This is a genomic window from Nocardia sp. NPDC059228, assembly GCF_042754245.1.
Classification (GTDB): domain Bacteria; phylum Actinomycetota; class Actinomycetes; order Mycobacteriales; family Mycobacteriaceae; genus Nocardia.
On sequence record NZ_JBHZAL010000067.1, the window covers coordinates 1 to 16,681 of the forward strand.

Sequence of the window (16,681 nt, forward strand, 5' to 3'; positions counted from 1 at the left end):
GCGCCCCCGGCCAGTTTCTCCACCCCGGTCACCGCCGCCAGCAGATTGCCTCCGCTACCCTCTGCGTAGTCGGTGAGCCGCTCCGCGGTTCGCGACGCCCGGTCCGACAACCCGGCTACCGCGCGTTCGGCCAGGGTCCCGGCAAGGTTCTGCGCCGATTGCTGCAGCACACCCGTCGGGGCAGATGCAGTGACGGTTTTCCCCGCAGTCGCCCCAGCACGGCTCGCGGTATCAGCGATTTGCGCCCCGGCACGGCTCACGGTATCGGCGAGCTGGCCGATGGTGTGGGCGGTCTCCTTGCGGTGTCCGTTGGACTTCGGCATCGCGCTCACCTCCGCGCGCGGCGCACAGGCGCTTCGCCGACATCGGCGCGGGCACGGCCTCGGGCCGAGGAGACCGACTTACCGCCGGTGGAACCGGAGCGACGCTGCGAGCTTCCAGAGCTCGTTTCCCGGCTACCTGCTCGCGCACGCGCGGCGGGCCCCCTGCGCTCGTCGCCTTCGTCTTCTTCGTAGGAATCCGTTTCACGCTCGTCTGGGCCCCTGTCCGCCCCGGGCGTCGAACCCTGCTGCAGCCGGGTATTGAGCGCATCGAGACGGTTGCTCGTGGCAGTCACCGCGGCCGACCGGACCGCACCCAGCAACTCCCCGCGCACCGTGTCGGTGAGCTGCGCCAGCTCCGGAGACGATTTCAGTAACGAAGTCCCGCGCTCGAGCAGTTCCCCGGTCATCCCCGTGTTCCGCCGCACCATCGCCGCAGCCGCCAGCGACAACGCAAAACGCATCTTGCGCCTGCGTCCCAGCACGTAACCGATGCCCGCCCCTAACGCAATTCTTGTGCCACCTTTCATGGCCTACTCCTTGCTTGCTCGACTGCGGCAGCACCGATACGGCCCCAGGTTGTTCGAGGTCGAGCGACGACACCTTGATGAGTGGGATCAGGCCATAGTGCGAATGGCCATGCTCGGCGTATACCCGGCAACCACCCATCGAATCTGGCGTCACGTGACGATCCGATGTTGGCGGTGATTTTGCGCCCACCATGCCGAGTGCGGGCCACCACGCACAATTGCGGATAGGTCAGCGCGCCCAGACGGTCAGAGTTCTGCCCAGGCAGGCTGATAGCCCGCCACCGGCGATGGAGGCGGGTTGGAGATCATTGCGCCGGAACTCCCGTGACATGCAGGTCCGTTGGACCACACACGGCCGGCCTTGCAAGAACGGCCCACCCGGTCCGGCTGGGCATCCCGCCCAAGGTCCGGTGATCGACGGGCCCCTCAGCGTGTAGACCGATGATCGGTGCGTATTCGGATCCAAGCCGAGAACACCGCGAGGGTGTTGCCCGCCCACCCTGCCCGGACCTGCGCGCTCGATGCGCACACCGGGGGCGGGCAACACCCACCGACAAATGCGCAACCGCGTGGTGGTGCGCGCCCAGGCGGCGTGGGGAGTTGCTGGACCGCTCCGAATCCCAGCGCGTCACCCCCAGCGGCGAATACCGGCGCCTGCGCCTGGCCATGCTGGCCTCCCGAGCAACTCGCAGATTTCCGCGGTTCCGCGCTTTCGCTCGTTCGGAAACGATCAACTGCTCTGGGCTGCCGACCGCGGGGATCGGATGTCAGTTGCTATGCGCGACGAGGCGTCGGCGGATCTTGTCTTGCAGGCCACAGACTGCGGCGGCGGGCCACAGGTTTCGAAGACTGTCCGCGCGAGTCTCCGACTTGGAACAGATCCGCGAGAAGTCACTCGACCCCACGTGCGATGTCGTACCGCGTCGAGCACCTCTGGGCTGGTCAGAGTCGTCCGCTAATGAATCGGGAGCGGCGCGGGCAGATAGTGATGGACGGTGCCGCGGTCCGGGAGGCCGCCTACCAGATCCTGGTGACCGGGCCTCGTGGCCGGTACGCGATGGCGGTCACGAGCAGCCGCGGTGGTGGCCGCGGAGCTCGTCGCGTTCGGCGGTGAGCGCGGCGTTGGTATCGCGCAGCGCGGTGTTGGCGTCCTCGAGGTCGAGGATCCGCGCGATCGCGACCAGGTTGATCCCCTGCCCGGCCAGGGCGGCGATACGCGCCAGCCGCGCCAGGTCGTCGTCGCTGTAGCGGCGGGTGCCGCCCGAGCTGCGGGCCGGGGTCAGCAGCCCGTGCTGCTCGTAGAGACGCAGCGAATGCGCTCCCATCCCGGCCAACTCGGCGGCCACCGAGATCCCGTACACCGCCTGCCCCGGGCCGGGCCGGTGACGGGGCGGGTGATGGTCGTGTCGATCCGGCAGCATCGGACTCCTCTCTCGTGCTCCCCAGATTACCTCACCGTCACACTTGCACTCTCCTCAGCAGAGTGCTAAAACAAATCTCAGCCAGATGACACAAGTTATCTGAGTTCCCTTCGATCGAGAATGGAGTGAATGGGAGGTGGCGACCATGCTGATGCGTACCGATCCCTTCCGTGACCTGGATCGCCTGACGCAGGCGGTGTTCGGCACGCCGGCACGGCCGGCGGTGATGCCGATGGATGCCTGGCGCGACGGCGAGGAGTTCTTCGTCGAATTCGACCTGCCCGGCATCGACCCGGACTCTCTCGACCTGGATGTCGAACGCAATGTGGTGACCGTGAAGGCCTCGCGCCCGGACCTGGATCCGGGGCGGTCGATGATCGCCGCGGAACGCACCCGCGGCGTGTTCTCCCGACAGTTGTTCCTGGGCGACAATCTCGACACCGACGCCATCCGCGCCGACTACCGCGACGGGGTACTGCGCCTGTCGATCCCGGTCGCGGAGAAGGCCAAACCCCGCAAGATCGAGATCACCCGCGCCGAGCCCGACCGCCAGGCCATCGACGCCTGACCCCCGGGTCTCTCACTGCGACGATGGGGGTCCGGTGATGACCGCACCGACCAGCACCAGCGCCACGGAAACCTCGTGGCCCGATGCGCGGCTGCTCGCCTTGGATCCCGACCTCGAGGAATTGTTCGCCGAGGTCGAGGCCATCGTGCGCGCTGCCGCGCCCCGCACCCGGCGCTCAGGTCCGGACCCGAACCCGGCGCCGGCGCTGCGGTCGCGCCGGTCCGGGCGGGCGCGCGCGGGGCGGCTCACCCGCCTGCACGGCCACAGCCCGGGCCCGGTCTCACAGGCTCCGCGCGGTCCCCCAGCGGCCGGGCGCGGTGTCGTCCCGAATTCGAGATCGTGAGCGTTGCAGGAGGTGATGCCTGTCCCCAAGAGCACAACCGATCCGCGCGAAAGGCGGGGGCGCGCCGACCCCCGACCCTGCAACCGGCACCAATCCCCCGGTCCGAGACTCTCAGGACGGGCGTGCACAGCCACTCGAGGTGGCATCGCAGGCACGGCGCGTCTTCCCGCCCCGCGCGGGATTCACAACACTGCGTCAGATTCCTTCCGTCGACGGGTGAGCCCGGTCAGCCCTGGGCTTCCGGGCTCACCCGGCCCTTTCGCCGAATCGACTCCCACGATGGACATCCGAGGAGGGGACCGCCATGACCAATACCGCGACCTTCGTCCCGGCAGGCAGCGACTTCGACCGCGCCGAACAGAACGCTCTCGTCCGTGACATCGACCGCGACGCCGGCCCCGACACCACCGCGCTACACCCGCCGGCCGAACGGATCCGCGCCGCCCTCGACGCCGCCGCGATCGCCGACCGTTTCGACCAAGCCTGGATCACCCCGCTGGACCTCGATGACGACTATGACCATGACTGCGGCAACACCGACTGATCTCACACCCACCACCCGAGCTGACACCACCCGCTGCGACCCACACACCAGCAGCGGGGCAGAACGACCGCGCTGGCAGCACGGGCAGGTCGCCTGGTTCAACACCGAGAAGGGTTTCGGCTTCCTGACCCCCGACGCCGGTCCCGCGGTGTTCGTCGACTACCAGGTGATCGACGTCCCCGGCTTCAAAACCCTGCTCGCCGGGCAGCCGGTGGTGTTCACCGCCGCCGACACCGGCCGTGGCCCCGAAGCCACCCGCGTCGTGCCCTACACCCGCGCTCACACCACCCCACCCATCCCGTCGCACCGCCCGCACCGCGCGCGACAACGCCGGCCGCGCTGCCGCCACCACATGTCATGACCCGGTTCTCGCCGGCGACAACCCGACAGCCCCGATCCCGACACTGCGAGCAGCACGCGCGCTGACCAGCACACCAGCACACCAGCACACCAGCACAAGGATCATCATGACCCCCCGATCACATCCGCATACCCCCGCCGATCATCGCCTCGACGTGTGCCACACGCTCACCACCGCAACCGATTCCGGCGACTCACCGGTGGTGCACTGGCCCGATCCCAGCCCCCTGCGATCCTGGTGGAACACCATCATGGCTCCCACCCAGCCGCCGGGTGCGGCACTGAGGCCATGACCGAGCACTACGGCGGTGAGGCGGCGGCCTCGGTGGAGAAGGTGGTCGGCGCCGGCAACGCACTGCACGCGGGCTGGTTCCGGTTCCACTTCGCCGACCAACACTGGGAGTGGTCCGACGAGGTGGCCCGCATGCACGGCTACACGCCCGGCGAAGTGACCCCGACCACGGAACTGCTGCTGTCGCACAAACATCCCGATGACCGCGACCGAGTGGAAGCGGCACTGGTCACCTCGGTGCACGACCACGCCCCGTTCTCCAGCCGCCACCGCATCATCGACACCCACGGCATCGAGCACCACGTCGTGGTGGTGTCGGACTCGATCACCGACGACACCGGCGCCGTGGTCGGCACCGAGGGCTACTACATCGACCTGACCGACCGCGACGCCACACAAACCCACGCGATCCTCGATAACCTGCTACCGCAGATACTCCAACACCGGGTGGTGATCGAGCAGGCCAAAGGAGCGCTGATGCTCGCCTACGGCATCAGCGCCGAGCAAGCATTCCGGGTACTGGTATGGCGGTCGCAGGAAACCAACATCCGCGTGCGTGATCTGGCGGCCCGGCTGATCGGCGAGATCGCCACCATCCGAATATCACCGGCGACACGCTCGCAATTCGATCATCTGCTGCTGACCCTGCACCAGCAGCGCGCCCCCCGCGAGCCGGTCGAACAGGGCCTCGAACCCTGAAACTAATACCGATGCTCATCCGACCAGTCTGGCAGGAACCACGATCCTCACCGCAGAATCGATCTTGTGTAAACGTTCCAACCGCCGGCGCGCTGCGGCTGGTAGGTTCGGCCAGCGCGGTATGCAGCTTCTTAGAAAATGGTGGGTAGGGCCGGGTCCCGGCCAGGACTCGGTCCAGGTGCCCGGCGGGATGCTCTCCTATGCGGCTGCCCATCAGCTGGATCGGTGTGGCCTGACGATCCGGCGAATGCCGCGATAGCAGTGTCGGCCACGTCGGTCGGTACTGCCCAAGGACGTGCCGAGAACGCGCCGAGGGTTACGGTTCGTCCGAGCGCGGTGCGATTAGCGATGCGCGCCAGCGGTTGTAACTTTTCGGCAAGTGCCCGAACGATCGGGAACAGCACCTTGTTGAGACGGCGATCGTGTCCGGCCCACAGGCCCGCCGGCGCTACGTCCAGCGAGCCGTCGACCGTTTACCACGCCCGGGCAACCGCATGCCCTGGTTGACATCCCAGAGTTACCACGACGACGTCAAAATGCTGCGCGGCGCACCGGTAGTCGACCCCGAACTGCACTTCGACCCACACCCGAGCACCCATCGAGAATCGCCACAAGCGATGTCGGTTTAGATATCGCTGCCGTGGGCCGGGACCAATCATGCACTGAAATCGGCAGTTCAGTGCGTTCGACGGCGCCGGACCGCCCGGACCACTTGATCTTCGCCTGCCCCGCGCTGTCCGTATCGGTCAGCGCGACCAGCGGCAATGCAGGATGGTGTTACTTGTCTGGTGCGTGCACAATACGCTGATCGAGCATGTCCAGTGCCCGTACAGCGACGGGTTCCACCCGACTCCGGAATGCGCCTACGAGCACGACGAGCGCTACGCGCGGGGACGCCACCGCTATCGATGTGGTGCACCTGTTCTGGGCCCTGTCCCCGCTCGGCGAGCAGGCCGGCCGGATGGCGGTCACTGCGGTTCATGCTCCACGGAATGCGCGCGTTGATCGCTGCCGCGCTCGATACGGCATGGGTCCGCTCAGACGCCGGGAGTCAATTGCTTGCGGACACGGTCGACGCGGTGTTCGACACTGTCCAGGTGTTTCTGCGCACGCTGCAGGGCCTCGCGAGCTGAACGCTCGGTGGCGGCCGTGAATCGGTGGCGGTGTTCGGCTTCGGTCAGCTCGGCACGCAGGGCTTCGATGCGGTCGTCGAGATCAGCGAGATCGGCGGCCGCGGTGTCGTGGTCGGATCGGGCGGAAGTCACAGCGGCGCGGGCGGATTCGACTTCGGCGAGCATCTCCTCGAGCTCGCGCCGCACCTCGGCCTGCGGATCGGGGGCCGGCCCGTCGGCAGCCGTGGGATCAGCGCGCCGACGAGTCCGCGCGGCCGATTTCTCAGCGCGATCCTCGGTGGGATCGGCTGTCGTCGAGCGCGTTCCGAAGCTGCTGTGCCCATCACTGGGAACCGCGGTCAGCGCGGCGGGGCCGAATCCCTCGTAAGTGGCCGCGGCGGTGAGGGTTCCGGCGCAGAGCCCGTCGGCGACCGACTGATCCGCCAGTGCCGCCTGCAGGCTCGCGCCGATATCGCGCAGGACGGGTTCGGTCAGGCGCTGGCCCCGGCCCGCGGCCAGCTCGGCGGCCTTGCGGGTGACGGCGTTGACCACTTTTTGCCGCTGTGTGGTGAGGGCGCGCAGCTGTTCGGCCGACAGTCGGCGCTGGGCATCGCGCAGGGCGTCGCCCACCTCCAGCAGTGCGCGGACATCATCGCTCGCCTCACGAGACAGCAGATTCAGCGCCCACGCGGCGACCGTCGGCCGCCGGAGCTTGCCGATGGCGGCGGCCAGGGCCTTGTCCCCGGCGTCGCGGGCCTGCCGCACGTGCTCGGTGCGGGCGGCCACGAACTCGGCGGGCGGGAGCCCGTAGAGTTCGGCCACGACCTGGTCGAGCGTCATGCCGCCCTAGCCTACGGGCACACCCGCCACCTGCCCCCGCAGGATGCCATGGTCAGCGATTGGCCGGCCCGAAGCGGGCCGCGACGGTCCAGCCGCCGGTACCTCTCAGATCGACCGAGAACCAACTGCCCTGCAGCAGTGCACAACGCGCGGGTAGCGGCACGTGCGTGCGCTGATATTGCGGAGAGAGGCGGTGTCGCCTATCTCGCCGATGGTGTGAGCACGATTCTGCCGAACACCTCGCCGGTTTCCATTTTCTGGTGCGCCAGCACAGCTTGTTCCAGGGAAAGCGTCTCGTGCACAACCGCTTCCAGCTCGCCGCGAGCCGCGGCGGCGAACAGTTCGGCGGTCGCGGCGCGTCGGTCGGATGCGGGCACGGTGTCGGCGCTGAAGGTCGCGAACGACATCGACTTCTTGAAGGCCGCGACCATCTCCGCGCCGAAGTCCGCCGGTGGCATGCCTGCCATCACGCCGACGGCCACCATGCGACCGTTCGGCTCGAGCCTGGCGAGAAACGCCGGCAGATCCGCGCCTGCGGCGATATCGATGATGACGTCGTAGCCCGCGGGAACGTTCTCTGTACCCCGGCCGGCGCGGTCGAGCACGTGGGTCGCGCCGAGCTTGCGCAGGCGATCGCCGCGCTCGGCCGATGAGGTCGTGACCGCGACTGCACCGGCGCCGCCACGAGCAGCGAGCTGGACAGCCATGACTCCGATGCCACCGGCCGCGCCACGCACCAGCACCGACTCCCCGCGCGCGAAATGCGCATGGCGCAAAGCGAAGTGGGCCACCATTGCGGAGCTGCCGAGTGTCACCGCGTCGACAGCCGACATGGTCTCCGGCAGGGGGACGAGCGTCTTGGCAGAGGCGACGGCGCGCTCGGTGTAGCCACCGCTCTCACCCGTGAACGCCCACACGCGCCGACCGATCCACGCTGTGTCGACACCCTCGCCGACCTCGGTCACGGTGCCCGCAACCTCCTGGCCGGGGATGTGACCGGGCGTGGCGCCGTAGGCGGCCAGCGCGCCACTTCGGATCAGGGCGTCGACACCGCCGACGCCAATCGCCTCGGTCGTGATCAACACCTGTCCGGCGGCCGGATTCGGGTCGGGGAGATCGACCACCGCGAGGACCTCGGGACCTCCGAACGCTGTGACCATCACTGCATGCATCGGTTTCTCCGTGTTCTGTTCGATCGGGACAGACCAACCGACCGTAACGGACACCCCCGTCCGTTTAGCTAAAGTGAGAGCGGTGACCACTCGTTTGCCTCACGCCCTGCGATCCGACGCCCGTGACAACCGCGAACGCATCCTCGACGAGGCGCGCGCGATGTTCGTCGCCAACGGCCTGGACGTGCCGATGCGGGAGATCGCCCGGCGCGCCGAGGTCGGCCCCGCCACCCTCTATCGCCATTTTCCGACCAAGGAGATGCTGGTCACCGAGGCATTCACCGATCAGATGCTCGCCTGCCGGACCCTCGTGGACGAAGGGCTCGCCGACCCGGATCCCTGGCACGGCTTCTGTCTCGTCGTCGAGAGGCTCTGCGAGCTGCAAGCCCGCGACCACGGCTTCACCGCGGCCTTCATGTCCGCCTACCCGCACGCGATGGACTTCACTGCGATCCGCACCTCCTCACTCACCGGCGCAGCCGAACTGATCCGGCGCGCCAAGGACACCGGCCGCCTGCGCCCCGATATCGGCCTCGACGACCTCATCCTCATGATCATGGCCAACAACGGCATCCACGCCAGCACACCGGCTGCACGAATCGCGGCCTCCCGCCGCTTCGCCGCCCTCATGATCCAAGCGTTCCAAGCCTCACCGGCGTCCGCACCGCTACCACCGCTACCACGATTGATGCCCGCGACGCCCCGCCGCAAATCCGACAGGTGAATCACAGGATGACCGAAGAGCGACGCCCGGTCGTCGGCAGTTGCGGACGTTCTGCCGGTCTCGGATCGGCACGGCCAGTTGATCTTCCGACACCACGCGCTGTCCGCTGCGGTCAGCGCGGGAAGCGGCTATAGCGTGCGTTCGGTCCATGCCTGATCGGTTCGAAGAGCCTGTTTCCGTGAGCTGGTATGTTCGATTCCGATCGCGCCGACGGGGAGGGCAAGATGGCCGGCGAACCTGTGACGACACTGCATGACTTCCAATTGTCGATGCTTCACCCGATGTGCAAGAGCGCCCCGACGCAGGCCGCGGGACTGCTTGATCGAATCGGTGCGACTAGCGCCGACACTGCGGTCGCGCAGGCGCGGTGGTGGTTTTGTGACGCCACGAACAACTTCACGACGATCGCCGAGTATGTAACTGCTTGGGGCGCACCGGATTCGGAAGACGTCGAACGTTACGGCGAGCGGGAGATTCGCTCGGCGCGGTGGGATTTGCCGTTCTGGCCCGGCATGCAGTTCGAGTTCAGGGCGATGGGCCCTCGCCATCTCTTCCATCGAATGCTCCGTAAGCCGGGAGTGCCTGTGCCGCGGTTGGATTCGATTGAGGATTTGATCCCATGGTCGTGCACGAAGGAGGAGTTTCTGGGCTCCGGCCTGGGTCCGTTCGAAGAAGACATCGACCTCGGCTCGATCGGGAACCGAATCGACTTCGAGGCGGCCGACCCGGAGTCCGGGCGCAGACGTCCCTACCGTGCCCGCTTCGACTGGTGTCTGCTGCAGTCCGTCGAACCGGCGCTGGCCTGGTACGTCGACGGGCCGTGAGACGATCGGTAGTAGGGCCGACGGGGAAGGACCACGCCGCTGCGATCAATACTGCCTCTTGGTCGCCTGCTCGGAACGCCCTCAATTCGGCAGTTGCGGACGTTCCGCGGGCATTGGATCGGCACGGCCAGTTGATCTTCCGCCACGCCGCGGGGGCCGGTTCGGTCAGCGCGGGACGCGGCATGGGCGGATGCGCTCCTCGCCGCGCGAAGGTCTCGATCCGGTTTAGCATTCGTGCGTGCGTAGAGATTGGGACGAAGCAGACCTGATCGCGGACGGCTTCGAGCGTGTGTATACCGAATCAGAACGGTATGACTGGCCGCGGGCCGGGCTAGCCGATGTCGGAGGTCAGCCACACTATTACGACGGCTGGGCCTTCGACCGCGCTGACGACATGTACGAGTACTACGTCTGGCCAGCGAGCGAAGAAGCTGTGGCCTGGGAGCTCGAGTGGTGGGCAATCTACATCGCCTGGGAACTGCGCCGTGAGGCAGGCGAGGCCGGGGAGGATAGCCATCCAGAGTCTCGGCGGCATCAACACCCGCTACGACGAATTGGTCAGCCTGCTGGCTCCGCACCGTCAGATTCCGGAGAAGAAGCGAAAACTTCTGGCCGAACGCAGATTCGACAACGGCGACAGCTTTCGAGTCGGTGACACTTGCATGTGGTTCCGATGGCATTCAGGTGAGGACGCCGACGCCAGCCAGTGAGTGTCGAAGATGACCGCCGCCTGCCGATCTCGATCAGCATCACGTCATCGGCATGAGCGTGCGTTGCCCGGCGGCCCGGACGGCGCTCTGCCCGTTGATTTTCCGACGCATGGCGGAAGCTCCCGCGTCGGCGCGCGACCGAAGCTGTTCGTCCACGTGCAGCGGGTTCGCCGAACGGGCCCTGACCGCGCCGGCGGTCCCGGCATGGATCCACTGGATCTATGACCGCAACCCTGAGATCGCTCGGTTCTACTTTCAGCTGCGCTATCCCCCTCGATGACGGTTACGGCGATGAGGAGCGGATCCTCGAGCGGGTCCATCGGGCCGAGCAAGCCGCACGCTGCGTGGAACGGGCCCGCCGCTTCCACACCGACAGGCCCGTGGTGAGCGTGTATTTTCCCGAACTGCCCGACGACCACAACCGGGACGATGATGATCACAATCACGACGGTGGTGCTCATCTTTCGACTCCTCGCGCTCTCCCCATCCAACATCGCTCGACCATCCCTGAACTGGGAAAATGAGCGATCGGTCGCCCAAGCTGATCCGGCCCCGCATCTATCACCAGCGCGGAGGACGGAGCTACGCTGACAGGGCGGCGAAACCACACAACGGACCGCCTGTGATTACCGATATCGGGTGGGTTCCCGGAGACGTCCACGGCCGCGGGGTCGGCCTCTGGACCGCGCTCCTAGACACGCCGCTCGTCGCACCTTCAGCGGAGCTCGCACCACCACTAATGGAGGCGAGACCATTGCCCGACAACAACCCATCCTCGTCTACCGGCGGATCGTCGTCGGCGTCGTTCGACAACTCGTCCTCGGTCGCGGGCCGGGTGGCCCAGAACAGTTTCTTCGAACGATCAGCCCGCGCGGGCTTCGTCGTAAGCGGCATCGTGCACGTGATCATCGGCTACATCGCCATCCGAATCGCCCTCGGCGGCGCAGCCGGCACCGCCGACCAATCCGGAGCCATGGCGGAACTGGCCGCCAAGCCGGGCGGCGTCATCGCCCTGTGGGTGTGCGTCGTCGCCTTCGGGCTGATGGCGCTGTGGCGGCTCGCCGAAGCGGCACTCGGCAGCTCGTCCGAATCCGCCGCCGACAGTAGGAAATCCGAAGCGATCGATCGCGTCAAGGCGGCTGGGCTGGCGGTGGTCTATTTCGCCTTCGCCCTCTCCGCGTTCGGATTCGCCCGCGGCAGTGGCAAGTCCAGCAGCGGCCAGAGCACGGGGATCACCGCCCGCATGATGCAAACCACCGCCGGCACGATCGCCCTCATCGCGGGCGGGCTGATCATCATCGCGATCGGCGGCTATCACGTCTACAAAGGAGTGACCCAGAACTTCCTCGAGGATCTCGAGGGCGTTACCAGCGACCTCGTACGAAGGTTGGGCACGGTCGGATACATCGCCAAAGGGCTGGCCATCGCCGCGGTCGGGTTGCTGGTGATTCTCGCCGTGAGTCGATCCGAGCCGGACAAAGCCGCCGGACTCGACAGCGCCTTCAGAACCGTGGGAGCTCAACCCTACGGAACGGCCCTCCTGATCGTGTCGGGCCTGGGCATCGTCACCTACGGCCTCTACAGCTTCGCTATGGCCCGGTATACGAAGATGTAGCCGGATACCAGCCGAGGATTCGCGACCCAGAATTGCCGCACCGGCTATTGGCGATCAGTGCTCTCAATGAGCCCGACCTGAGCCCCAACCAGTGGAGATGGCTAGCCACCTTCCGATGAAAAAGGTTGAATCGCATCGTCTTCCGGACACTGAGCCGAATCAGACTCAGGAGCCTTAGAGCTGCGCGAAGCCTCTATGACAGGTGGACCGAAGCCTCATAGTTCGCACCCGGCTGCGGGCCTGCCTCTGGATTCGCCCCAAGTCCCGCAGCAGCCGGGCCGAGCTGGAGCCAGTGATGGGTGGGGTTGCCCAAGGAATTCGGGGCGAACCAGTTAACTGAAATCATCACGTTTCAATACTTCCGGACGGTAGCGTGCGCCTGGGTTTCGGCAATCGACCCAGGAGGAAGATGATCGCGCATACTCGCCCCGGCCGGCGAATCGGCTGGGGCACAGCAGGGTTGGTGGCGGCGACCGCTGTGGTCGTGGCCGGAGCGCCGACCGCGGGTGCGTCCGTCACGGATTTCGAGGTGACGTCCGCGGATCACTACTACGCCGGGGGCGCCTACTGGATGAGGGCGTTCACCGTGGCGCATGCCGGACAGCGGTATGTGGCCTTCTACGACAATGGTCAGTGCATCGGCGGCGCGAGGACCTGGACCGCGGGGGAAGTCGAGGTCTACACGCCGACAGCCGATATGGAGTGGATCCCGACAACGGCCGGGCGTCATGTCCTCACGGCTGACGATGGGGAGGGCGCCAAGACGGTCACCGTCGACGTACTACCCGCTACGCCCGGGAGCACCCCGGCGACCGGACCCAAACAGCCCGGATGCGGGATGCTGGACCGCGTACTCAATACCGGCAGTTCAGGGTTCGGATCCTACTGAACAGCCCCGCCGCGGCCGGGGGCGACATCGGGCCCGACCTGCACGGCCACCGCTCGCCGCCTCGCCTCATCACCGGCGTCATAACGAAAGCTGTTCGCACCGCGACGCGCTCGGCGGCCGACCTTGTTTCAGGACGTTGAAGTGCGCCAGGACGACAGGTAGGCCCGGTAATCGGAGGGTGAGTGCGTCTGCTGAATCTCCGCCCGGAACATCCTCGTACATGCGCATCAACACCCCGGTGGCCTGCTCGACCACCGGCGCGACTGCCTCACAGGGGCTGGCGGGAGGCTCGACAGACTCATCCCATGATTATCGCGCGACGAGGTCTGAGTCGGGGCCTTCGACGGCGGTGGGTGGTGCCGGAGGCAACAGATTTCAGCCGTGATCAACCAGGACGTGGAGGGTCGCGCGGGGATGCAATCGGAGCTTGGCTCGCCGCGGCGCTGTCGGGCTGAAGATCGTGCACGACGTTCGGCAGTTGCGGACGTTCTGCGCCGCAGCGGGTTCCGACCGCCGACGCCCCCGCGCTGGCCGTTTCGGCCAGCGCGGTATTCGGCTACTTAGACAATGGTGGTAGGGCTGGGTCCTGGCCAGGGTCTGGTCCAGGTGCCCGGTGGGATGTTCTCCAATTCGGCTGCCCGCCAGCGTGACCGGTGTGGCTCTCATGGCTTGCCTCCCGCCGGGTGCCGTGCGGGCGTGGCTGAAAAGGGGCATGCCCTGGCTCGAAGTAGCGGTGCCCTCCCCCGTGCACGGACACCGAAACCTGCATCGGGAGGAACGGGCGATGACCGTCATCATCGTGATGGATCCACACAAACGCTCGGCCACCATCGAAATCATCGACCCCACCGCGACTGTTCTGGCCAGCGGCAGATACAGCACCGACAGGCCCGGCTACAGCGAAATGCTCACCACCGCCCGACGATTCACCGACCGGGTATGGGCAATCGAGGGCTGCAACGGCATCGGCCGGCACCTGGCTCACTGGCTGGTCCACGAAACCGTCATCGACGTGCCGGCGAAACTGTCGGCGCAGGTGCGGGTCTTCGCCACCGACAACGGCCGCAAAACCGACCCCGTCGACGCGCACTCGGTCGCGCTGGCAGCGCTGCGGGCACCGAACCTGCGCAGGGTTGCCACCGATCCGGAACTGATCGCGTTGGGACTGCTCGCCGATCGTCGTGACGAGCTCGGCCGTGCCCGCACCCAGATCGCCAACCGCGTCCATCGGCTGTTGCTGGAGCTGGTGCCCGGCGGGACGAAAAAGTTCCTCTCCGCCACCCAAGCGCGGGCATTGCTCGTCTCGATCACCGACGACGGGCCCGTCGAACGAGTCCAGAAACGGCTGGTGACCGAGCAGATCGACGAGCTCGAGCTCATCGGCGGCAAGATCAAGGCCGCGGACAAGGAATTGCGGGGCCTGATCACCGACCGCGGCTCCACCCTGATGAACTTGAACGGGATCGGACCATCCAGCGCGGCAAGGCTTTTGGCCGATACCGGCGACATCCACCGCTTCGCGACCCGAGACCGGTTCGCCTCTTGGAATGGCACCGCACCGCTGGACGCCTCTTCCGGAGACCAGCATCGGCATCGGCTTTCCCGCTCGGGCAACCGCAAGATCAACCGGTGCTGCACATCATGGCCGTGGTACAACTCCGGCATCGCACCGACGGCCGCGCCTACACGACCGCAAACGCCTGGCCGGCAAGACCTCGATGGAAGCATTGGGGCGTTGAAGCGGCGGCTGTCGAACGCCGTCTTCGCCTGCATGGTCGCGGACCAAGACAGAAGCGAATCAGCAGGCCCGGGAGGGCAATCGGGAACGACTACCAACTCCAGCGCGACCGGCTTGAACCCGCACACCGATCCTTTGGACAAGCCACATCCCGGACCCGCCAAACAGCCCAACTCCACACCCACACCGACGTCTCGACTAAAGGGGCGCCATGACAGTGCGTTTGCAAACGATATTGCCGCTGTAGAGGTTTCGACGCCGAACGCAGCCGCTCCAGCACTCTCGGACGGCATGGCGTCATACCAGCGTGTCGAACAGCCCTGCCGGGGCTTGCGATCGCTGATCGCATTGTTCGAAGAACGATGGCCAGCGCGGCGGAACGTCAGTTGTACTCGGGCACCGAGATTTCCGCCGGTGAGCGATCGAATCGCAGTCCGCGCCAGGACGGGTGCCGCAGGCCGGTGGCGGTGCGCTCGCGATAGGCGACATCACCGACCAGATGCGGGGTGACCCAGTGCGCGGTGGCCGCGATCGACGACGGGATCTCCCCGGTGACCGGCGGCGCGGCAACGGCCAACGCCAGCAGCTCGCGCTGCAGCACCCGGCGCGTGGTGTCGCTGAACCCGGTCCCGACTGCCCCGAGCAGCACCAGTTGTCCACGCTGGTCGTGGGCGGCCACGAGCAGGGACCCGAACACCTCGCTGCTGGTGTGCCCGGCCAGCCAGCCGACCACCACCACCTCGGTGCACCGGCGCAGCGGGAGCTTGCGCCACGCCTGCGACCGTCCGGACCGATAGGTGCTGTCGATCCGTTTGCCGATGACGCCCTCGATACCGTGCTCCGCGGCGACCTCGAGCATCCGCGACACCGGGAAGTCGCGGTAGGACGGCGCGAGCAGGATATGGCCGTAGGGCAGGCCCAACCGCTCGAGGCGCTCACGGCGTTGCAGGTAGGTCAGCGTCCGCAGGTCACGGCCGCCGAAACCGAGCAGGTCGAATACATACAGGCACACCGGCACCGCCCGGACCAGCGCCGGGCCCGGCCGCGTCACGCCCACGCGGCGCCCGATCCGGGAGAACCGCGGCACCCCGTCCCGGTCCGGAGCCACGAGCTCTCCGTCGAGGGTCAGCTCTCGGCCCGCGGCCAGCGATGCCAGGGTGTGGGAGATCTCGGGGAAGGCCGCGTTGAGGGAGTTGCCGTTACGGCTGACCAGGTGGCACACGCCGTCGGAAATCCATGCCAGGCAGCGGATTCCGTCGTAGGTCCATTCGTAGGCGTACCGGGTGTCGTCGTCGGCGGGAGCGGGCCCGGCCGTGGCGAGCATCGGCGCCGGAGGGCGCACCATATACCGAACGCTACCCCCGAAAGATACCGAACGGTCGCATCATTGTGATGCTCCGGAATCCCGTCCGGTAGCCCTGGTGGAATTCGTCGTACGGTCCGTGCCGGGAACCATGCACGCCGGTCGAGCCAGTTCTCATGTGGGTGCGGGTGGCTCGGCGACGGGATGCATCACGGCGTGCCACCACGATTCGAGCCGACTCGGCTCGGGCCAGCACACCACCGGCACGTCGTCGTCGGAATCGCGGGTGATGGCGGGTGCCGTCGTAGCCCGTTTTCCCGGCCGGCGAACGGGCCTGTTGCTGCGTGGTTCGCGTGGGGTTGCTGTCATGGCACACCTCCGAATCCCTGCCCGGCGCCTGGTCTCACCGGGCGGGCTGGATTCTCAACTCGCGGCGGCGGTGTACGCCGAGGGCGACCACGCGCGAGCAACGCCACGAACGCCCAGGGCAATGCCGAGGGGTCTACGCCACCGCAGAGGGGGCCGACCTGCACCAGCGTAGGCATTCAAGGTCAACGGCAGGCTACATCCGAGCCGATTCCCGGTGGAGCGCGCCGGCATCCCGGCGCGATAATCCGGTCATGGGTTCTTCTTCTCCTGCCGAGCTGCCCGCGGAATCACTGGTATGGGCAGCAGGG

Annotated in this window: 17 protein-coding genes and 2 pseudogenes; 13 read left to right on the forward strand and 6 right to left on the reverse strand. The window is 67.0% G+C overall.

Annotation, left to right across the window (positions count from 1 at the left end):
- The 3 genes and pseudogenes from ACFXKA_RS41540 to ACFXKA_RS41550 form a co-directional block, all read right to left on the reverse strand.
- A pseudogene (locus ACFXKA_RS41540) lies at positions 1-323 on the reverse strand (cyclase); the annotation flags it as partial.
- A 5-nt stretch (positions 324-328) separates the two neighbouring features.
- Positions 329-850 (reverse strand): hypothetical protein, encoded by a 522-nt coding sequence (locus tag ACFXKA_RS41545; RefSeq protein WP_379431691.1) that lies wholly within the window; start codon positions 848-850, stop codon positions 329-331.
- Between the two features lie 1,064 nt (positions 851-1,914).
- Positions 1,915-2,271 (reverse strand): MerR family transcriptional regulator, encoded by a 357-nt coding sequence (locus ACFXKA_RS41550; RefSeq protein ID WP_379431692.1) that lies wholly within the window; start codon positions 2,269-2,271, stop codon positions 1,915-1,917.
- Positions 2,272-2,416: 145 nt separating this feature from the next.
- Between ACFXKA_RS41550 and ACFXKA_RS41555 the strand changes: the two genes are divergently transcribed.
- From ACFXKA_RS41555 to ACFXKA_RS41580, 6 genes are all read left to right on the forward strand, one after another.
- Positions 2,417-2,839: an HSP20 family small heat-shock protein gene (locus tag ACFXKA_RS41555; protein WP_354845856.1), complete on the forward strand. Its 423-nt coding sequence runs from the start codon at positions 2,417-2,419 to the stop codon at positions 2,837-2,839.
- A 37-nt stretch (positions 2,840-2,876) separates the two neighbouring features.
- Positions 2,877-3,182 (forward strand): hypothetical protein, encoded by a 306-nt coding sequence (locus tag ACFXKA_RS41560; protein WP_379431693.1) that lies wholly within the window; start codon positions 2,877-2,879, stop codon positions 3,180-3,182.
- A 304-nt stretch (positions 3,183-3,486) separates the two neighbouring features.
- Positions 3,487-3,726, forward strand: a complete 240-nt coding sequence (locus ACFXKA_RS41565; RefSeq protein ID WP_379431694.1) for a hypothetical protein — start codon at positions 3,487-3,489, stop codon at positions 3,724-3,726.
- Complete coding sequence (locus ACFXKA_RS41570) at positions 3,704-4,087, forward strand: cold shock domain-containing protein (protein ID WP_379431695.1); 384 nt, start codon at positions 3,704-3,706, stop codon at positions 4,085-4,087. Before ACFXKA_RS41565 ends, ACFXKA_RS41570 begins: the two co-directional genes overlap by 23 nt.
- Before the next feature lie 106 nt (positions 4,088-4,193).
- Positions 4,194-4,379, forward strand: coding sequence for a hypothetical protein (locus tag ACFXKA_RS41575; RefSeq protein WP_354845861.1), 186 nt, complete (start codon positions 4,194-4,196; stop codon positions 4,377-4,379).
- Positions 4,376-5,077: a PAS and ANTAR domain-containing protein gene (locus tag ACFXKA_RS41580; protein ID WP_379431696.1), complete on the forward strand. Its 702-nt coding sequence runs from the start codon at positions 4,376-4,378 to the stop codon at positions 5,075-5,077. The genes ACFXKA_RS41575 and ACFXKA_RS41580 overlap by 4 nt, the downstream gene beginning before the upstream one ends.
- A 1,037-nt stretch (positions 5,078-6,114) precedes the next feature.
- Here ACFXKA_RS41580 and ACFXKA_RS41585 read toward each other — a convergent pair.
- Together ACFXKA_RS41585 and ACFXKA_RS41590 are read right to left on the reverse strand one after the other, a co-directional pair.
- Positions 6,115-7,029 (reverse strand): hypothetical protein, encoded by a 915-nt coding sequence (locus ACFXKA_RS41585; protein WP_379431697.1) that lies wholly within the window; start codon positions 7,027-7,029, stop codon positions 6,115-6,117.
- Positions 7,030-7,229: 200 nt separating this feature from the next.
- A complete protein-coding gene (locus ACFXKA_RS41590; RefSeq protein ID WP_379431698.1) occupies positions 7,230-8,291 on the reverse strand; it encodes a zinc-binding dehydrogenase in 1,062 nt (353 codons plus the stop codon).
- Here ACFXKA_RS41590 and ACFXKA_RS41595 point away from each other — a divergent pair.
- The 7 genes and pseudogenes from ACFXKA_RS41595 to ACFXKA_RS41625 all read left to right on the forward strand — a co-directional run.
- The gene (locus tag ACFXKA_RS41595) at positions 8,284-8,925 is read left to right on the forward strand and encodes a TetR/AcrR family transcriptional regulator (RefSeq protein WP_379431699.1); all 642 of its coding nucleotides are present in this window, start codon (positions 8,284-8,286) and stop codon (positions 8,923-8,925) included. The genes ACFXKA_RS41590 and ACFXKA_RS41595 overlap by 8 nt on opposite strands.
- 188 nt (positions 8,926-9,113) lie before the next feature.
- Positions 9,114-9,749 carry a hypothetical protein gene (locus ACFXKA_RS41600; protein WP_379431700.1) on the forward strand — a complete coding sequence of 212 codons (636 nt, stop codon included), beginning with the start codon at positions 9,114-9,116 and terminating at the stop codon, positions 9,747-9,749.
- A 485-nt stretch (positions 9,750-10,234) separates the two neighbouring features.
- Positions 10,235-10,459 (forward strand): hypothetical protein, encoded by a 225-nt coding sequence (locus tag ACFXKA_RS41605; RefSeq protein WP_379431701.1) that lies wholly within the window; start codon positions 10,235-10,237, stop codon positions 10,457-10,459.
- Between the two features lie 221 nt (positions 10,460-10,680).
- On the forward strand, positions 10,681-10,983 hold the full coding sequence (locus ACFXKA_RS41610; protein ID WP_379431702.1) for a hypothetical protein: 303 nt from the start codon (positions 10,681-10,683) through the stop codon (positions 10,981-10,983).
- A 98-nt stretch (positions 10,984-11,081) separates the two neighbouring features.
- Positions 11,082-12,074, forward strand: coding sequence for a DUF1206 domain-containing protein (locus tag ACFXKA_RS41615; protein ID WP_379431703.1), 993 nt, complete (start codon positions 11,082-11,084; stop codon positions 12,072-12,074).
- A 409-nt stretch (positions 12,075-12,483) separates the two neighbouring features.
- Entirely contained in the window at positions 12,484-12,963 is a 480-nt protein-coding gene (locus tag ACFXKA_RS41620) for a hypothetical protein (protein ID WP_379431704.1), read from the forward strand.
- Between the two features lie 802 nt (positions 12,964-13,765).
- Positions 13,766-14,584, forward strand: a pseudogene (locus ACFXKA_RS41625) (transposase); the annotation flags it as partial.
- Positions 14,585-15,083: 499 nt separating this feature from the next.
- Here ACFXKA_RS41625 and ACFXKA_RS41630 read toward each other — a convergent pair.
- A complete protein-coding gene (locus ACFXKA_RS41630; RefSeq protein ID WP_379431705.1) occupies positions 15,084-16,046 on the reverse strand; it encodes an ATP-dependent DNA ligase in 963 nt (320 codons plus the stop codon).
- Positions 16,047-16,681: the final 635 nt, after the last annotated feature.